This is a genomic window from Variovorax paradoxus B4 (assembly GCF_000463015.1).
GTDB classification, from domain to species: domain Bacteria; phylum Pseudomonadota; class Gammaproteobacteria; order Burkholderiales; family Burkholderiaceae_C; genus Variovorax; species Variovorax paradoxus_E.
In genome coordinates this window covers 4,580,936-4,597,256 of sequence record NC_022247.1, presented here as the reverse complement: position 1 = coordinate 4,597,256, position 16,321 = coordinate 4,580,936, and the positions used below count along the sequence as shown (strand labels likewise).

Here is a 16,321-nt window from a genome sequence, read left to right as displayed (position 1 = left end):
TGAAGAAGAACCTACGGAGTCGCGATGCGCATCAGCACCCAATCCTTCTACGCCCAGAGCATGAGCTCGCTGGGTTCGCAGCAGCAGCAGCTGTTCCGCATTCAGCAGCAGCTCGCTGCGGGCACCAAGTTCCTGACGGCCGCCGATGATCCGGTGGCCGCCGCGCGCGCGCTGGGCGTGAGCCAGTCGATGGCGGAGTCGACGCAGTACGCCACCAGCCGCAGCCGCGCGATGCTCTCGCTCTCGCAGGAGGAGACCGCGCTGAAGTCGGCCACCTCGATCATGCAGAACATGAAGACGCTCGCGGTGCAGGCGGGCAACGGCACGCTGTCGGATGCCGACCGCGCCTCGCTGGCCACCACGCTGCAGGGCAACCTGGACCAGCTCGTGAACGTGGCCAACGCCGACGACGGCAACGGCCAGTTCCTGTTCGCCGGCTTCAAGAGCGCCAGCCAGCCCTTCGTGGCGGGGGCCGGCGGCATCCAGTACATGGGCGACCAGGGCCAGCGGCTGATGCAGATCGACGTGTCGCGCCAGATGTCGACCACGGACGACGGGCGCAGCGTGTTCCAGTCGGTGCAGGGCGGCGCGGGCTACGTGAGCTCGGCGGGCGCCGGCAACACCGGCTCCGGCGTCTTCGGTTCCGTGGGCGTGACCGATGCGGGCGCGGCCAACTACGGCAAGGACTTCATGATCAGCTTCAGCGGCGGCAACTACACGGTCGCCACGCAGGACACGCCGCCCGTGGTGGCCGCATCGGGCGCCTACGTGCCCGGCGCGGCCATCTCGTTCGGCGGCCTGCAGATCACCATGAGCGGCGCACCGGCCGACGGCGACACCTTCCAGGTGGCCACCGCGCGCAATGCGGGCACCGACGTGTTCGCCGCCATCGGCGAGCTGGTCACCGCGCTCAGGCAGCCGCTGGCCGGCAGCGGCGACGCGGCGAAGGCCGATCTGCTCAACGCGCTCAGCACCTTCAACGTCAAGATCACCAATGCGCACGACAACGTGCTCACGGTCATGTCGTCGATCGGCTCGCGCATGAACGAACTCGATGCGCTCAACACCAGCGGCGCCTCGCGCGACCTGATCGACAAGGGCTACCTCTCGGAGCTGGTGGACCTGGACCCGGCCAGCGCCATCTCGGAATTCCTGCGGCGCCAGACCTCGCTCCAGGCCACCCAGCAGACCTTCGCGCGGCTGCACAGCATTGCGCTGTTCAACTACCTGTGAATGCGAAGGGGCGGCTTCAGGGCCGCAGGGCCTGCGTCAGCTGGAGCAGCGAAGACAGCGCGGCGGCGAAGCGCGGCTCGAGGAAGGCCCCGAGCTGCGGCATCAGCAGCTGCAGCATGCCGATGCCCGCCAGCAGCGTCAGCGGAAAGCCGACTGCGAAGATGCTGAACTGCGGCGAGGCCCGGTTCAGGATGCCCATCGCGAGGTTGAGCGTGAGCAGCGCGGTCACCAGCGGCAGCGCCAGCATCAGGCCGTTGGCGAAGATCCGTCCGCCCCCGGACACCAGCAGCATCCAGCCCTGCGCGGCCAGCGGTGCATCGGCGATGGGCAGCGTGTGAAAGCTCTCGGCCAGCGCGGCAAGCATCAGCAGGTGGCCGTCCACCGCCAGGAAAAGAAGAATGGCCAGCATGTGCATGAGCCGTGCGACGACCATGGTGGCGCCGCCGGCCATGGGGTCGAAGAAGGAGGCGAACGACAGGCCCATCTGCAGGCCGATGTATTCGCCCGCGGCCAGTACGGCGGCGAACACCATGCGCATCGTGAAGCCGATCGCGCCGCCGATGAGCACCTGCTGCACGAGAATCCACACGCCGCCCGCGGAGACCACGGGCACCGCAGGCATCGGACCGAGCGTCGGCGCAATGGCCACGGCCAGCAGCGCGGCAATGGCCACCTTGGTCTGGCGCGCGACGCCGGGCTCGCCGAACACCGGCGCGGTGCTGACCAGCGCCAGCATGCGCACGAACGGCCACAGGAAGGCCGTCAGCCAGGCGGTCAGCTCCGCCGAGGTGACGGAGAAGATGGCGGGCATGGCGGCGCGGCCTCAGGCCACGAGCTGGGGGATGCTCGAGAACAGCGTGCGGATGTAGTCGAGCATCTGCGCCAGCATCCAGGGGCCGGCAAGCACCAGCACCGCGAACACCGCCAGCAGCTTCGGAATGAAGGACAGCGTGGCTTCGTTGATTTGCGTGGCGGCCTGGAAGATGCTGATGATCAGGCCCACCACGAGCGCCACCAGCAGCATCGGCGCGCCCAGCAGCAGCGAGACGTGGATGGCCTGGCTGCCCAGGGACATGACGGATTCGGGTGTCATTGCGCGCCTCTAAAGATAAAAGCTCTGGGCCAGTGCGCCGATCAGAAGCTGCCAGCCGTCGGCCATGACGAACAGCATCAGCTTGAAGGGCAGCGCGATGGAGGCGGGCGGCACCATCATCATGCCCATCGACATGAGCACGCTGGCCACCACCAGGTCGATGATCAGGAACGGAATGAAGATGGTGAAGCCGATCTGGAACGCGGTCTTCAGCTCGCTGATCACGAAGGAGGGCAGCAGGATGCGCAGCGGCACTTCTTCCGGCCCCTGCATGTCGGGGATCTTCGCGAGCCTGGCGAAGAGGGCCAGGTCGTTTTCCCGCGTCTGCTTCAGCATGAAGGACTTGAACGGCGCAATGCCTTTCTCGAGCGCCTTCTCGGCCGTGATCTTGTTTTCGGAGAATGGCTTGTAGGCCTCGTCGTGGACCTTGTCGAACACCGGCGACATCACGAAGAAGGTCAGGAACAGCGACAGGCCGACCAGGATCTGGTTGGGCGGCGACGACTGCGTGCCGATGGCCGTGCGCAGCAGGCCCAGCACGATGAGGATACGCGTGAAGCTCGTCATGCTCAGCAGCAATGCCGGCAGGAAGGTGAGCGAGGTCAGCATCACCAGCGTCTGCACGCTGAGCGACCAGGTCTGGCTGCCGCCGGGGCCGGGCGTGCTGGTGAGGCCGGGCAGGCCCTGCGTCCACGCCACCGCCGGCAGCGCCAGGGCGAGCAGCATCAGCACGACGCCGCGAAGGCTTCGTTGGCGGGCGGTGCGCATCATGGGGTCGGCCGCTGCCTGAGCCCGAGGGAGTCGCGCAGCTTCTGGGCGAACAGGCTCGCCGCGCCGGCCAGGCGGGCGTCGGGCGCGGCGCTTGCCAGCGGCGGCGGCACCGCCTGCGCCGGCAGCGAATGCAACGCATTGACCCGGCCAGCCGCGATGCCAAGCACCAGCCAGGTGCCGCCGACCTCGACCACGACCACGCGTTCGCGCTGGCCGACCATGGTGCTGGAGACCACCTTCACGAACTGGCCGCCGCCCAGGCGCTGCAGGCCGAAGCGGCGGGCCGCCCATGCGCACAGGAAGATCAGGCCCAGCACCGCGAACATGCCGAAGCCGGCCTGCAGCAGGCTGGAGGCACCGACTGCCGGCGCCGCCTCGACGGGCGTGGGCACCGTCGGCAGGGCTGCCTGGGCCGCAAGGCCGCAGGCCGCGGCCGCGATCGATGCGGCGGCCTGCCGCAGCCGCCTGGCGAAGAGATTCATGACCGGCCGAGCTTCTGCATGCGCTCGGAGGGCGTGACGATGTCGGTCAGGCGGATGCCGTACTTCTCGTTGACCACCACCACTTCGCCCTGCGCGATCAGGTAGCCGTTGATCAGCACGTCGAGCGGCTGGCCGGCCAGGCCGTCGAGCTCGACCACCGAGCCCTGCGAGAGTTGCAGCAGGCTCTTGATGGTGATGCGGGTGCGGCCGAGCTCGGCCGTCAGCTGCACCGGCACGTCGAGGATGCGCTCCACGTCCACGGGCGAGCCGGCGGCGGGCGCCATGGCCTGCAGCGGCTGGAACACGCGGCTGCCTGCGGGAGCGGCAGCAGGTGCGGGAGCGACGGCGGGGGCGAAAGCGGGTGCGGGTGCCGGGGCGGGCGCGGAAGCAGCGGTCTGCTCGGCCAGCGCGCTGGCCCAGTCGTCCGCATCGCTGGTGGATGAGGTGTTGTCAGTCATGGTCGTTCTTCGAATCGCTGTCTTGGTGGGAGATCATCTGCAGCACGCGCAGGGCATAGCGCTCGTTCGAAACCCCGTAGCCGCACTCCATCACCGGAATGCCGTCCACGCGTGCGGTGATCGAGGAGGGAAGCTCGATGGGCAGCACGTCGCCCACCTGCAGCTTGAGGACCTCGCCGATGGTCGAGGGCAGCGTGATGAATTCGGCGCTGAGCTCCACGTCGGCGCTTTGCATCTGCTGCGACATCTGGCGCACCCAGCGCTTGTCGACCTCGATCTCGTCCTGCACCGGGTTGGACAGCAGGTCGCGGATCGGCTCGATCATCGAATAGGGAATGCACACGTGCAGGAAGCCGCCCACGGGGCCGAACTCGATCTGCAGCGTGGTGTTGATCACCACCTCGTTGGGCGCGACGATGTTGGCGAGCTTGCCGTGCATCTCGGCGCGCACGTAGTCGAAGCTCAGCGGGAACACCGGCTGCCAGGCGTCGGCATAGCACTGCAGCGTGAGGTTCAGGAGCCGCTTGATGATGCGCTGCTCGGTGCGCGTGAAGTCGCGCCCCTCGACGCGCACGTGATAGCGCCCGTCGCTGCCGAACAGGTTGTCGACCACCAGGAACACCAGCTTCGGATCGAACACGAACAGTGCCGTGCCGCGCAGCGGCTTCATGTGCAGCATGTTGATGTTGGCCGGCACTGGCAGGTGGCGCACGAATTCGCCGTACTGCTGGATGTGCACCGGCCCGACCGAGATGTCGGGGCTGCGGCGCATGAAGTTCAGCAGCGAGCTGCGCAGGTGCCTGGCAAAGCGCTCGTTGATGACCTCCAGCGTGTGCATGCGGCTGCGCACCACGCGGTCGGGCGCGCCCAGGTCATACACCGGCAGGCCGTCCGTGCGGGCGGCGGCGCCATCGCTCTGCTCGGGCCCGCCGCCGGTGACGCCCTGCAGCAGGGCGTCGACCTCGTCCTGGGAGAGCACTTGTTCATAGGCCATGGATCGGCGGTCCGGAAATGGTTACTGCACCACGAAGGTACTGAACGAAACGCTGGCGATCTCCTGCGGCGGCAGGCCGGCGCCCAGGGGGCGGCTCAGCTCGACGCGGATCTCCTCGGCCAGCCGGGCCTTGTCTTCGGTCGTCACCAGCGATTCGGGCGGGCGGTTCGACAGCAGCAGCAGCACCCGGCTGCGGATCTCGGGCATGAATTCGACGATGCGCGCCTTGGCCTGTTCGTTGCGCACCTTGAGGGCGATGCCCACGTGCAGGAAGCGTCCGCGGCCTTCGGACTGGACGTTCACGGTCAGCGGCTCGAGGGTCACGAAGATCGGCTTTTCCGGCACCGGTGCAGCGGCTGCGGCGGGTTCGGCCGATGCGCGCTGGCGCAGCAGGAAATAGCCGCCGGCGGCGGCCAGCGCGCCGGCCAGCGCGACGATCAGGAGCACGATCCACAGCTTCGATGGACGCGCGGGAGAAGAGGGAACGGGGGCGAGTGCGACAGGGGGACTGGTAGCCATATGGGTGCTGCGAAGCGAATCGGTTTCGGACTATTCTTTGCCAGGTGAGCGGCAGGCGAAGGGCTGATCAAGCGCGGGAAAAGGCCTCAGATCCCGCGTTCACCATCTCATGCGAAGGTGTCGACGCCGGCACTGGGCCTGTGAAGCGGAATGGGCGGCGGCATGCCGCGCAGCGGCTCGGTGGTGGCAATGGCTTGCGCGCGGCCGGCGCCCGGGTAGTCGGCTTGCCGCGGCGATCCCTGCTGCTGGGGCTGCTGGCCGAAGGCGCCGCCCTGTCCGGGCGAAGGACGCGACTCTGCGCCGACCGAGGCCTGACCCAGGCTGATGCCGTAGTCCGCAAGGCTGGCGCGCAATTGCGGCAACGCCACCTCGAGCGCCTTGCGCACGCTCTCGTGGGCCGAGGCGAACATCGCCTGCGCCTGGTTGTCGCCCATGGTGAGCGTGACCTTGAGCGGGCCGAGGCCGGCCGGGTTCAGGTTCAGTTCGGCCACCTGGTAGCCTGCGGCGGTCATGCGCAGCACCTGGTGGCCGATGGCCTTGCCCCAGGCGGCCGAACCGACGGACGGCTCCACGCTGAGGATGGGCGTGTGTGGCGAGGCCGGAGGCACGTTCGTGCGCGCGGCGGCGGCCGCGGCCTGCGTGAACGGCATCGATGCCGCCACGCCGGTGGAGGCGGACGCTGCGTCGGGTGCGGCAGCCAGGTCGGCGGTCTTGTCGGCGGAGATCATGGCGGTGGCCGATGCCGAATCGGTGTCGGCATCGGCGGAGAGGGAAGCGGTGGATGTACCGCGTGGTTCGGTGACGGCAGCTGCGGAAGCCGCGGCGGTGGTGGCGGCGTCGGGCGCCGCAGCATCCGCAGCCGGGGTCGCGGCCGGGCCGGTGCCCGCGGCGGCCGGCGGCGGCACAGCGGCTGCAGCCTGCACGGCGGCGCGAGCATCCGCCGGCTGCGCGGTGTCCGAGGCCGTGGCCTGCTGCGCACCGTTTGCCGGCTCCGCCTGCGCGGTGGTTCCGTCTTCGGCATCCGCCGCGATGGCCGTCCCGCCTGCCGCAGCGTCCGCGGCATCCCCAGCCGAGGCATCCCCAGCCGAGGCGTCCACGGGCGCGTCGCCCGGCACCAGGGCCTGGATGCCGTCCGGCATTGAGGCCGTCGCGGGCGCACCGGCGGCAAGCGCAGCGGTGGCCGCGGCGGACGGCGCCACCATGGGCGCAAAAAAGGACATGGGCAACAGTTCGGCGGGAAGCTCGTCCTTGCGGTCGCCGGCGCGCGCGGCCTTTCGGCGGTGCGTGGTTGCTAGCGCGGACGATTCGGCGTCTTCCGGCGCCTGCGTTGCGCCCGCATTGCGCGAGCGGCTCAGCGCCGCATCGAAGCTGCGGCCGCCGGGCTCCTCGGCGTTGCGGCCGCGTGCACCGGCGGCCGTGGAAGAAGCCGCGGCCGCGTTCGGGCTGAAGGAAGGGGCAATGGGGGAAGGCATGGCGGTGGCGGATGCGTCAAGGTGTCGGTTGGGAGGCGCGGTCGAAGAACTTCCGTGCCGAGCGTTCGTCGCTGTCGCGCTGCTCGCGCCGCGCGCCGAGCACGAGTTCCTGCCGCCGCGCGCGTTCGGCCAGCGCGTCGAAGGAGTTGAGGCGCCGCTTGTGGTGCTGCCACTCGCTGCGGCCATGGTCGAGCCGGCTGGCCGCCTGCGCGGCGATGGCCTGCTGCTGCTTGATGGCGCTGTCGAGCGTGCCGAGGAAGTTGCGGTAGTTGTGCCACTGGGCCGAGGGCAGGCCGTTCTCCATCAGCACCTGCAGCTGGTCGCTGTAGTCCTGGCGGTATTGCAGCAGCAGCTCCAGCTTCTGGTGGGCGCTGACCTGCGCGTTCTGCAGCACGCCGAGCTGCCGCGCCGCATCGTCGGTCTTCGTGCGGGCGAGGTCGGTGAGCGTGTCGAGCGGAAGTTTGTGCGGCATCGCGGTTCCTGTTGAAGAAGGGTGGATCAGGCGGATTCGAAGAGGCTGCCCATGCGCTCGATCGAGGCGGCGTAGTCGCAGCGCTCGTGCATCGGCTGCTGCAGGAAGGCCTCGATGCGCGGATAGAGCGCAATGGCCTGGTCGAGCTGCGGGTCGTGGCCGGCCGCATAGGCGCCGACGCTGATGAGGTCGCGGTTGCGCTGGTAGCGCGAGAGCGCCTGCTTGAAGCGGCGCACGGTGTCGAACTGCGAGGGCTCGATCAGCGCTGTCATCGCGCGGCTGATGGAGGCCTCGATGTCGATCGCCGGGTAGTGGCCGGCCTCGGCCAGCGTGCGCGACAGCACCACGTGGCCGTCGAGGATGGCGCGCGCCGAATCGGCGATCGGGTCCTGCTGGTCGTCGCCTTCGGACAGCACGGTATAGAAGGCCGTGATCGAGCCGCCGCGGCCGTTGGCGTCGCGCGCGCCATTGCCGGCGCGCTCCACCAGCGCGGGCAGCTTGGCGAACACCGAGGGCGGGTAGCCCTTGGTGGCCGGCGGCTCGCCCACGGCCAGCGCGATCTCGCGCTGCGCCATGGCATAGCGCGTGAGCGAATCCATGATCAGCAGCACGCCGCGGCCCTGGTCGCGGAAGTATTCGGCCAGGCAGGTGGCATAGGCCGCGCCCTGCAGCCGCATCAGGGGCGAGTTGTCGGCCGGCGCCGCAACGACCACCGAGCGGGCCAGGCCTTCCTCGCCCAGCGTGTTCTCGATGAAGTCCTTGACCTCGCGGCCGCGTTCGCCGATCAGCCCGACCACGATGACCTCGGCGCTGGTGTAGCGCGCCATCATGCCCAGCAGCACGCTCTTGCCCACGCCAGAGCCGGCGAACAGGCCCATGCGCTGGCCTCGGCCCACCGTGAGCATGGCATTGATGGCGCGTACGCCCACGTCGAGCACCGAATCGATCGGCGCGCGCGCGAGCGGATTGATCGGCGGCGCACCCAGCGGCACCCGGCGGCTGACGTCGAGCGGGCCGAGTCCGTCGAGCGGCCGTCCGGCGGCGTCGACCACGCGGCCCAGCATGCCTTCGCCCACCGGCAGCCGCTTGGTGTGCGCGTCGCCGGAACCGCCGCCCGCGGACTGCGCGGGACCGGGCCGCGCAAACACGCGCGCACCCGGCAGCAGGCCGGCCACTTCGCTTTGCGGCATCAGGAACAGGCGATCGCCGGCAAAGCCGACCACCTCGGCTTCGGCATGGCGCTGCGGATAGCCGGGCGGCAGTTCGATCAGGCAGTCGCTGCCGACCGGCAGCTGCAGGCCCACGGCTTCGAGCACCAGGCCGACGGCGCGCGTCAGGCGGCCCGAGGTGGCGATGGTCGTGCACAGGCCGACCTCGCCGCGGGCCTGCGCGAGCGTGCCGAGCCAGGACTGCAGGTGCGGGTTGATGGCGTTGGGCGCGGCGGTATTTGCGGCGGCTGGCATGGCTTCAGGCTCCATCGGGTTCGGCATCGCGCGAGAAGGCGCCGGCCACGCGCTTCCAGCGGGTCGCGAGCGTTGCGTCCATCTCGCCGCTCGCGGAGCGCACGCGGCAGCCGCCGCGGGCCAGGGTGTCGTCGGCGCGCACCTGCCAGCCGGCGGCCTGCAGTTCGCTGCCGAGGCTGTTTTTCACCAGCGCCACGTCTTCGGGGTGCAGCAGCAGGCGAGGCTCGCCCTGCAGCGCGGGTTCGGTGTGCAGCAGGTCCTGCACCAGCGCAAGAACCCATTCGGGCTCGACGCGCAAGGTGCGATGGATGACCCGGTGCGCGACATCGAGCGCGAGCACCAGGATGGCATCGGCCAACTCGGTTTCCGCGCTGCGCAGTGCAGCCGGCAGCGCTGCGGCCAGTGCGCGCAGCTGCTCGGCATGCGCGCTGGCCGCAGCCAGGCCAACGGCCAGGCCTTCAGCGTGCCCTTCGGCATGGCCCTGCGCCCAGCCCTCGCGGCGGCCTTCGGCCTCGCCGGTGGCGCGCGCTTCCAGGCGCAGGCGCTCGAGCTCGGCCTCGCGTGCCAGGGCGGCCGGGTCCACCCGTGGCGGCGCAGGCGCTTCGATGCTGGCGGTGCGCGCTGCCAGCGCGTCCGCGTCCAGCGAACCCATCTCCCAGCGCTGCCAGGCGGACAGGCGCGGACGCGCGGCGAAGGAAGCGTCAGACGAAATCATCGGTTCCAGGTGCAGAGACGACGACCTCGCCGGCATCGGCCAGGCGGCGCACGACCTGCAGGATCGCCTTCTGCTCGGTCTCGACCTGCGACACTCGCACCGGGCCGCGCAGCTCGATGTCCTCGCGCAGCGTCTCGGCCGCGCGCTGCGACATGTTCTTGAGGAACTTCTCGCGCAGCTCGGGCGCTGAGCCCTTGAGCGCGACGATGAGCGAATCGGACTCGATGTCCTTGAGCAGGCGCTGGATGTAGCGGTCCTCCAGGTCGAGCAGGTTCTCGAACACGAACATCTCCTCGACGATGCGCTGGGCCAGCGCTTCGTCGTGGGCGCGCACATGGGCAATGGCTTCTTCTTCCTGCGCGCTGTTCATCAGGTTGACGATCTCGGCCGCAGTGCGCGCGCCGCCCAGGCGGCTTCGCTTGAGGCCTTCGCCGGAGAGCATCTCGGTGAGCACGTCGGTCAGCTCGGCCAGCGCGGCCGGCTGCACGCCGCCAAAGGTGGCCACGCGCAGGATGACGTCGTGGCGCAGGCGCTCGGGCAGCTTTTCGAGCACCTCGGAGGCTTTCTTGCGGTCCAGGTGGACCAGCAGCGTGGCGAGGATCTGCGGATGTTCGTCGCGCACCAGTTCCACCACTTCGCCGGCCTCGAGGTCGTTGAGCCGCTCGATGCCGCCGTGCGGCTCGTCGGGCTGCAGGATGTCCTCGAGCAGGTTGCTGGCGCGGTCGTCGCCCAGCGCCTTGCGCAGCACGGCGCGGATGTAGCTGCCCGAGCCCAGGTGCAGCGCGGACAGCTGCTCGGTCTCCATGCGGAACTCGGCCAGCACGGCCGCGAGTTCGTCCTTGGAGACCTGGCTCAGCCGCGCCATCGCAACGCCCAGCGCCTGCACTTCGGTGGCCGGCAGGTGGTGCAGCGTGGCGGCGGCGCGGTCTTCGCCCAACGACATCAGCAAGATTGCGCTCTTCCGGGTGCCTGCGTCGCTCATGAGTTCATCCAATGCTTGATCAACGTGGCCACCAGGCGCGGGTCCTGGTCGGCGGTCTGGTGCGCGTAGTCGAGGTCGGCCTTCTGGCGCTCGATCTCGCGCAGCCGCGCGTTGTCCTGGGAAACCGTTTCGTCGTCGGCCGCGCCGTGGGCCGCCGCCGCGTCGGGCACGGCGGCGGCAGGCGGCGCGAGGTGCTTGCGCAGCAGCGGCCGCAGCACCGCGAACCAGGCGAACAGCGCGAGGCCGGCAAGCAGCAGGTACTGCGCGATGGTCATGGCGAGCCCGAGGTTGGCGGGGTCGCGCCAGAACGGCAGGACGGGCCCGGGCTGCTCGTCGCGGCCTTCGCGGGCGAAGGCGCTGTTGACCACGTTGAGCGAGTCGCCGCGCTCCTGGCTGAAGCCCATCGCTTCCTTGGCCAGGTTCCTGATCTGCTCGATCTCGGCCGGCGTGAGCGCGCGCTGGCTCAGCTTGCCGGCACTGTCCGCGGCCTCGCGGTGGTTCACCACCACGGCCACCGACAGCCGCTTCACGCCGCCCGCGCCTTGCTGCACATGGCGGATCGAACGATCGAGCTCGTAGTTGGTCGTCACGTCCTTGCGCGAGCTGCCCGGTGCCGAGCTGGCCACCACCGTGGCCGCGCCCGGCGCAGGTGCGGCGGCGTTCGCAGCCGCCGGCGGCGCGGTGATGGGCGCGCTCGGCGTCTGCGGCGGCTGGTTCGACAACGCGCCCGGCACGCCGCCCGGCGGCGTGGCGCCCTGCTGCGCCGACTCGCTCGACTGTTGGCTGCGGATGGCCGCGGCACGCGGGTCCTGGTTCGGCTTGTAGCTTTCCTCGGTGCGTTCGACCACGGAGAAATCGATGTCGGCCGCGACCTGCGCGCGCACATTGCTCGCGCCCACGATGGGCTGCAGGATCGCCTCGATGCGGCGGATGTAGCCCTGCTCGATTTCCTGTGCGTACTTCAGTTGGCTCACGTCCAGGCCGCGCGCGCCGGCATTGGCGGCCGACAGCAGGTTGCCGTGCTGGTCGACCACGGTCACGCTCTTGGCGTTGAGTTCGGGCACGCTGCTGGAGACCATGTGCACGATGGCGCTGACCTGGCCTTCGTCGATGCTGCGGCCGCGGTGCAGCGTCAGGATCACCGAGGCCGAGGGCTTCTTCTGGTCGCGCACGAAGAGCGAAGGCTTGGGCAGGGCCAGGTGGATGCGCGCCGACTCGACCGAGCCGATCGATTCGACCGAGCGCGCCAGCTCGCCTTCGAGCCCGCGCTGGTAGTTGACCTGTTCTGCGAAATTGCTGGTGCCGAACTTCTGGTTGTCCATCAGCTCGAAGCCGACCCCTCCGCCCTTCGGCAGGCCCTGGGACGCGAGCTTCAGGCGCACTTCAGGCACCTTGTCGCGCGCCACCAGGATCGCGCCGCCGCCTTCGGCGAACTTGTAGGGCACGTTCATCTGCTGCAGCGACGCGATGATGGCGCCGCCGTCGCGGTCCGTCACGTTGGTGTAGAGCACGCCGTAGTCCGGGGCGCGGCTCCAGAGCAGGAACGCCGCGGCGGCCGCGGCGATGGCGGCCGCGCCGACGATCAGCGGCAGCTTCGGCTGGGTGCGAAGCCGCTCGGCAAGGCCGGAGGCGGGCGAGGGCGCCGGGCTGGCGCCCGCGGGTGCCGCCGAACTCATTGCGCAAGCTCCGCCGCGGCCAAATGCACGGGGCGGCGCGGGATCATGGCGAGGGGCTGGGGGCTTCGATGTTCTGGGGTCATGCCGGGGGGCCGTGGTGTCGTCAGCGAGCTATGGGGTCGGCGTTGATTCTCAGCAGCCGGGCCATATTCGATTGGTCGAACAACTGCGGGTTTTGCCGTCAGTTGGGCGCATGTCGCCGCGGCTTCGCCTGCTACGCTGAAAACACGCGGGAGGGCCCTTGGTCCTCCTTGTCCACATCCAGATCCACAAGAGAGAAGAGAAAGCACGCCATGTCGATTACCGCCATCGAATCCGTCCTGCAGCAGATGCGGACCGCCGCGCTCCAGAGCGGCATTGCGCAACCCGCCGCCGAGGCGGCCCAGCCCGGGGGCTTTGCGGCCGAACTCCGGCGCTCGCTCGACAACATCAGCACGTCGCAGACCAAGGCCTACGGGCAGGCCGAGGACTTCGAAATGGGCAAGCCCGGCGTGGCGCTGAACGACGTGATGGTCGACCTGCAGAAGGCCAACGTGGCCTTCCAGACCGGGCTGCAGGTGCGCAACCGGCTGGTGGCGGCCTACCAGGAAGTGATGAACCTGCCCGCCTGAACCCGGAGGTTGTGGGGCGCGCATCTTTTTTTGCGCCGGACTCTAAATGTTTGAAAAGCCCTGCCGATAACTAAACCAACGATGGCTTGAGTCTCACAGTGGGAGCGGGTCCAGCGTTGCGGCCGGAGGGCCGGAGTCCACAACCTTTGTCTATCAGGAGTCGAACATGGCGCAAGTCATCAACACCAACAGCCTTTCCCTGCTCACGCAGAACAATCTCAACGCGTCGCAATCGTCGTTGAACACGGCGATCCAGCGCCTGTCTTCCGGCCTGCGCATCAACAGCGCCAAGGACGACGCCGCCGGCCAGGCCATTGCCAACCGCTTCACGGCCAACATCCGCGGCCTGACGCAAGCCTCGCGCAACGCCAACGACGGCATCTCGCTGGCGCAGACCACGGAAGGCGCGCTCAAGGAAGTGAACAACAACCTGCAGCGCGTTCGCGAACTGTCGGTGCAAGCCGCCAACGGCAGCAACTCGGGCAGCGACCTGCAGTCCATCCAGGACGAAATCAAGCTGCGCCTCGGTGAAATCGACCGTGTGTCGAAGCAGACCGACTTCAACGGCGTGAAGGTCCTGTCGTCGTCGGCCAAGCCGCTGACCGTGCAGGTCGGCGCCAACGACGGCGAGACCATCGACATCGACCTGAAGGAAATCAGCTCGAAGACGCTCGGCATGCAAGGCTTCAACGTCAACGGCCCGCAAGCCAAGACCGGCGCGAGCTTCGACGGCACCGCCACGATGGTCGGCACCTCGGCCGACGTGGATGCCGCCGCCGCACAGAAGGTGTACGGCGCAACGACCAACGTCACGACCTCCGCCGTGACCGAGAAGACCGGCGGCACGCTGGCAACCAGCCTGGGCGTGGCCGCCGGTAGCGTGACCTTCGGTGCCGAGGCACTGAGCGACGACGCTGGCAACTGGTACGCGGAAGTCACCATCACGCCGGGCAGCGCTGCCGAAGCGATGGCCCTGAACAACGAAGGGTTCACCGACGCAGCAAACGGCGTGGCTCAACGCTTCTATGTCGCACTGGATCCGCAAGCCGCCGACACGACCACGACCGCCGGCACTGCCGCTTTCGCGCTCGACACCTCGAAGGTCTCCGTGGCCAGCCTGCAGACCGGCTCGACCGCCAACCCCCTCGAAGCGATCGACGCGGCGCTCAAGCAAGTCGACGACCTGCGCAGCTCGCTGGGTGCGGTGCAGAACCGTTTCGACTCGGTGATCTCCAACCTCGGCACCGCCATCACCAACCTGTCGTCGTCGCGTTCGCGCATCGAAGACGCCGACTACGCAACCGAAGTGTCGAACATGACCCGTGCGCAGATCCTGCAGCAAGCCGGCACCTCGGTGCTGGCCCAGGCGAACCAGACCACGCAAGGCGTGCTGTCGCTCCTGCGTTGATCTGAGAGAAAGGCATTGCGCAGTCGTCCGGGCGAAAGCCTGGGTCCGACTGCGCTGTTCCCTGCGGCCCGGCTCTGGCCAGGCCGCAGACGACAGCGAAAGCAATCAAGCAAGAAGGTGGAAATCATGTCGATCCCCGTGACCCCTGCGGCAGACGGCCCGTGGTGGATGCAGGCGCTCTCCGAGCGCACCGCCGGCAAGGCCGCCGCGGAGTCCGCGGCCGCGCCGTCGGACGCGGTGGACGAAGCCACGCCCGCGCAGGTCGCGCAGGCGGTGAAGGAAGCCAACGCTTCGCTGCAGAGCCGCTCGGTCGGGCTGCAGTTCGAGATGGACGAGGACACCGACAAGCTCATCGTCAGGGTGGTCGACCGGGAAAGCGGCGAGGTCATCCGCCAGATCCCTTCCGAGGAAGTGGTGCGCATCGCCAAGGTGCTGGGCAAGGCGCCGGGCCTCCTGGTGAGCCGGGAAGCCTGACGGGCGCCGCCTTCTCATTCACAGACAGCAGGAAATCTCAACATGGCATCGATCAGCAGCCTGGGCGTCGGCTCCAACCTCGACCTGAGCACTTTGCTCACCCAGCTCCAGACGGCAGAGAGCCAGCCGCTCGTGGCGCTGCAGCAGCGCCAGGTGAGCTATACGAGCAAGCTCTCGGCCTACGGCACGCTGCAAAGCTCGCTCGGCACGCTGCAGGCTGCGGCCAAGAAGCTGTCCGACCCGGCGCTCTTCCTGGGCGTGAAGGCCGCCTCCAGCGCGCCCGACGTGCTGACCGCGGCAGCCGGAGGCACGGCCGCGGCCGGTACCTATGCCGTCGAGGTGACGCAGCTTGCGCAGTCGCAGTCGCTGGTTGCGGCGGGCCAGGCGAGCACCACCACGGCCATCGGCAGCGGAACCATCACCATCGATTTCGGCACCGTCACCGGCGGCACGCTCGATGCGGCAACCGGCACGTACACGGGGGCAGGCTTCACGCCGGACACTGCCCGCACGGCCGTGCCGATCACCATCGACGGCAGCAACAACACGCTGGCGGGCATTCGCGACGCCATCAACGCCGCCAAGGCCGGCGTCTCGGCCAGCATCGTGAACGACGGCAGCGGCACGCCCAACCGGCTCGTGCTGACCTCCTCGCAGACCGGCGAGACCTCGAGCATGCGCGTCTCTGTGGCCGGCGATGCGGCGCTGCAGAACCTGCTGAACAACGATCCCGCGGGCACGCAGAACCTGCGCCAGACGGTGGCGGGGCAGAACGCGAAGCTCACCGTGAACGGCATTGCCGTGACCAGCGCGAGCAACACCGTGAAGGAAGCCATCCAGGGCACCACGCTGACGCTGCTCAAGACCGGCAACAGCAACCTGTCGACCGAGGCCGACACCGCCGCGGTGGAGTCGGCGATCAACGATTTCGTCAAGGCCTACAACAGCCTGCAGGCCACGGCCAACAAGCTGACCACCTACGACCAGGACTCCAAGACCGGTGCCGCGCTCGTCGGCGACTCGACGCTGCGCAACCTGCAGACGCGCATCCGCCAGGCGCTCACCACGCCGCAGGCCGGTGGGGCGGACGACATGAAGGTGCTGTCGGAAATCGGCGTCGCGTTCCAGAAGGACGGCACCATGGCGGTCGATTCGGCCAAGCTCAAGTCGGCCCTGGCCAGCAACCTGGCCGGCGTTTCCGGGCTGTTCGCGAGCGCCGCCGGCAGCACCGCCGGCTACGGCAAGCAGCTGAGCGCGCTGGTGGACAACCTCACCTCCACCGGCGGCGCGCTGAAGGTCGCTTCCGATGGCATGACCGCCTCGCTCAAGCAGCTCGACGAGCAGTACGCCGACATGAAGACGCGCGTGGACGCCAAGGTGGAGCGCTATCGCGCGCAGTTCACCCAGCTCGACCTGCTCATGAGCCAGATGAACAGCACCAGCAACTATCTCACGCAGCAGTTCGCGAGCATGCAGAACAGCAGCAAGTAGCAATTCC

At 69.0% G+C, this 16,321-nt stretch carries 18 protein-coding genes; 5 read left to right on the top strand and 13 right to left on the bottom strand.

Translation table 11 applies throughout. The features are described 5' to 3' along the window. Window positions 1–24 precede the first annotated feature (24 nt). Window positions 25–1,233: a flagellar hook-associated protein FlgL gene (gene flgL, locus VAPA_RS21435; protein ID WP_021008860.1), complete on the top strand. Its 1,209-nt coding sequence runs from the start codon at window positions 25–27 to the stop codon at window positions 1,231–1,233. A gap of 16 nt (window positions 1,234–1,249) precedes the next feature. Here the strand turns inward: flgL and fliR are convergent, their stop codons facing one another. The 13 genes from fliR to fliF all read right to left on the bottom strand — a co-directional run bounded on the left by fliR (window position 1,250) and on the right by fliF (window position 12,330). After that, window positions 1,250–2,044: a flagellar biosynthetic protein FliR gene (fliR, locus tag VAPA_RS21430; RefSeq protein WP_021008859.1), complete on the bottom strand. Its 795-nt coding sequence runs from the start codon at window positions 2,042–2,044 to the stop codon at window positions 1,250–1,252. Window positions 2,045–2,056: 12 nt separating this feature from the next. Next, a complete protein-coding gene (fliQ, locus tag VAPA_RS21425) occupies window positions 2,057–2,326 on the bottom strand; it encodes a flagellar biosynthesis protein FliQ (RefSeq protein WP_021008858.1) in 270 nt (89 codons plus the stop codon). Window positions 2,327–2,335: 9 nt separating this feature from the next. Continuing rightward, complete coding sequence (fliP, locus tag VAPA_RS21420) at window positions 2,336–3,097, bottom strand: flagellar type III secretion system pore protein FliP (protein ID WP_021008857.1); 762 nt, start codon at window positions 3,095–3,097, stop codon at window positions 2,336–2,338. Next, window positions 3,094–3,579: a flagellar biosynthetic protein FliO gene (fliO, locus tag VAPA_RS21415; protein WP_021008856.1), complete on the bottom strand. Its 486-nt coding sequence runs from the start codon at window positions 3,577–3,579 to the stop codon at window positions 3,094–3,096. Before fliO ends, fliP begins: the two co-directional genes overlap by 4 nt. After that, entirely contained in the window at window positions 3,576–4,037 is a 462-nt protein-coding gene (gene fliN / locus VAPA_RS21410) for a flagellar motor switch protein FliN (protein WP_021008855.1), read from the bottom strand. The genes fliO and fliN overlap by 4 nt, the downstream gene beginning before the upstream one ends. After that, window positions 4,030–5,031: a flagellar motor switch protein FliM gene (fliM, locus tag VAPA_RS21405; RefSeq protein ID WP_021008854.1), complete on the bottom strand. Its 1,002-nt coding sequence runs from the start codon at window positions 5,029–5,031 to the stop codon at window positions 4,030–4,032. Before fliM ends, fliN begins: the two co-directional genes overlap by 8 nt. Before the next feature lie 21 nt (window positions 5,032–5,052). After that, a complete protein-coding gene (gene fliL, locus VAPA_RS21400) occupies window positions 5,053–5,550 on the bottom strand; it encodes a flagellar basal body-associated protein FliL (protein WP_021008853.1) in 498 nt (165 codons plus the stop codon). A gap of 107 nt (window positions 5,551–5,657) precedes the next feature. Next, window positions 5,658–7,022 carry a flagellar hook-length control protein FliK gene (locus VAPA_RS21395; RefSeq protein ID WP_021008852.1) on the bottom strand — a complete coding sequence of 455 codons (1,365 nt, stop codon included), beginning with the start codon at window positions 7,020–7,022 and terminating at the stop codon, window positions 5,658–5,660. A gap of 16 nt (window positions 7,023–7,038) precedes the next feature. Continuing rightward, the gene (fliJ, locus tag VAPA_RS21390) at window positions 7,039–7,494 is read right to left on the bottom strand and encodes a flagellar export protein FliJ (protein ID WP_021008851.1); all 456 of its coding nucleotides are present in this window, start codon (window positions 7,492–7,494) and stop codon (window positions 7,039–7,041) included. Window positions 7,495–7,520: 26 nt separating this feature from the next. Then, the gene (fliI, locus tag VAPA_RS21385; RefSeq protein ID WP_021008850.1) at window positions 7,521–8,957 is read right to left on the bottom strand and encodes a flagellar protein export ATPase FliI; all 1,437 of its coding nucleotides are present in this window, start codon (window positions 8,955–8,957) and stop codon (window positions 7,521–7,523) included. A gap of 4 nt (window positions 8,958–8,961) precedes the next feature. Continuing rightward, window positions 8,962–9,672 (bottom strand): flagellar assembly protein FliH, encoded by a 711-nt coding sequence (fliH, locus tag VAPA_RS21380; protein WP_021008849.1) that lies wholly within the window; start codon window positions 9,670–9,672, stop codon window positions 8,962–8,964. Next, window positions 9,659–10,654, bottom strand: a complete 996-nt coding sequence (gene fliG, locus VAPA_RS21375; protein WP_021008848.1) for a flagellar motor switch protein FliG — start codon at window positions 10,652–10,654, stop codon at window positions 9,659–9,661. The genes fliH and fliG overlap by 14 nt, the downstream gene beginning before the upstream one ends. Next, window positions 10,651–12,330 (bottom strand): flagellar basal-body MS-ring/collar protein FliF, encoded by a 1,680-nt coding sequence (fliF, locus tag VAPA_RS21370; RefSeq protein ID WP_021008847.1) that lies wholly within the window; start codon window positions 12,328–12,330, stop codon window positions 10,651–10,653. The genes fliG and fliF overlap by 4 nt, the downstream gene beginning before the upstream one ends. Window positions 12,331–12,623: 293 nt before the next feature. Here fliF and fliE point away from each other — a divergent pair, with 293 nt between their 5' ends. From fliE to fliD, 4 genes are all read left to right on the top strand, one after another. Continuing rightward, window positions 12,624–12,941 (top strand): flagellar hook-basal body complex protein FliE, encoded by a 318-nt coding sequence (fliE, locus tag VAPA_RS21365; protein ID WP_021008846.1) that lies wholly within the window; start codon window positions 12,624–12,626, stop codon window positions 12,939–12,941. Between the two features lie 166 nt (window positions 12,942–13,107). Continuing rightward, a complete protein-coding gene (locus VAPA_RS21360; RefSeq protein ID WP_021008845.1) occupies window positions 13,108–14,349 on the top strand; it encodes a flagellin FliC in 1,242 nt (413 codons plus the stop codon). A gap of 126 nt (window positions 14,350–14,475) precedes the next feature. Continuing rightward, entirely contained in the window at window positions 14,476–14,823 is a 348-nt protein-coding gene (locus VAPA_RS21355; RefSeq protein ID WP_021008844.1) for a flagellar protein FlaG, read from the top strand. 42 nt (window positions 14,824–14,865) lie between these two features. Next, on the top strand, window positions 14,866–16,314 hold the full coding sequence (gene fliD, locus VAPA_RS21350; protein WP_021008843.1) for a flagellar filament capping protein FliD: 1,449 nt from the start codon (window positions 14,866–14,868) through the stop codon (window positions 16,312–16,314). Window positions 16,315–16,321 lie beyond the last annotated feature (7 nt).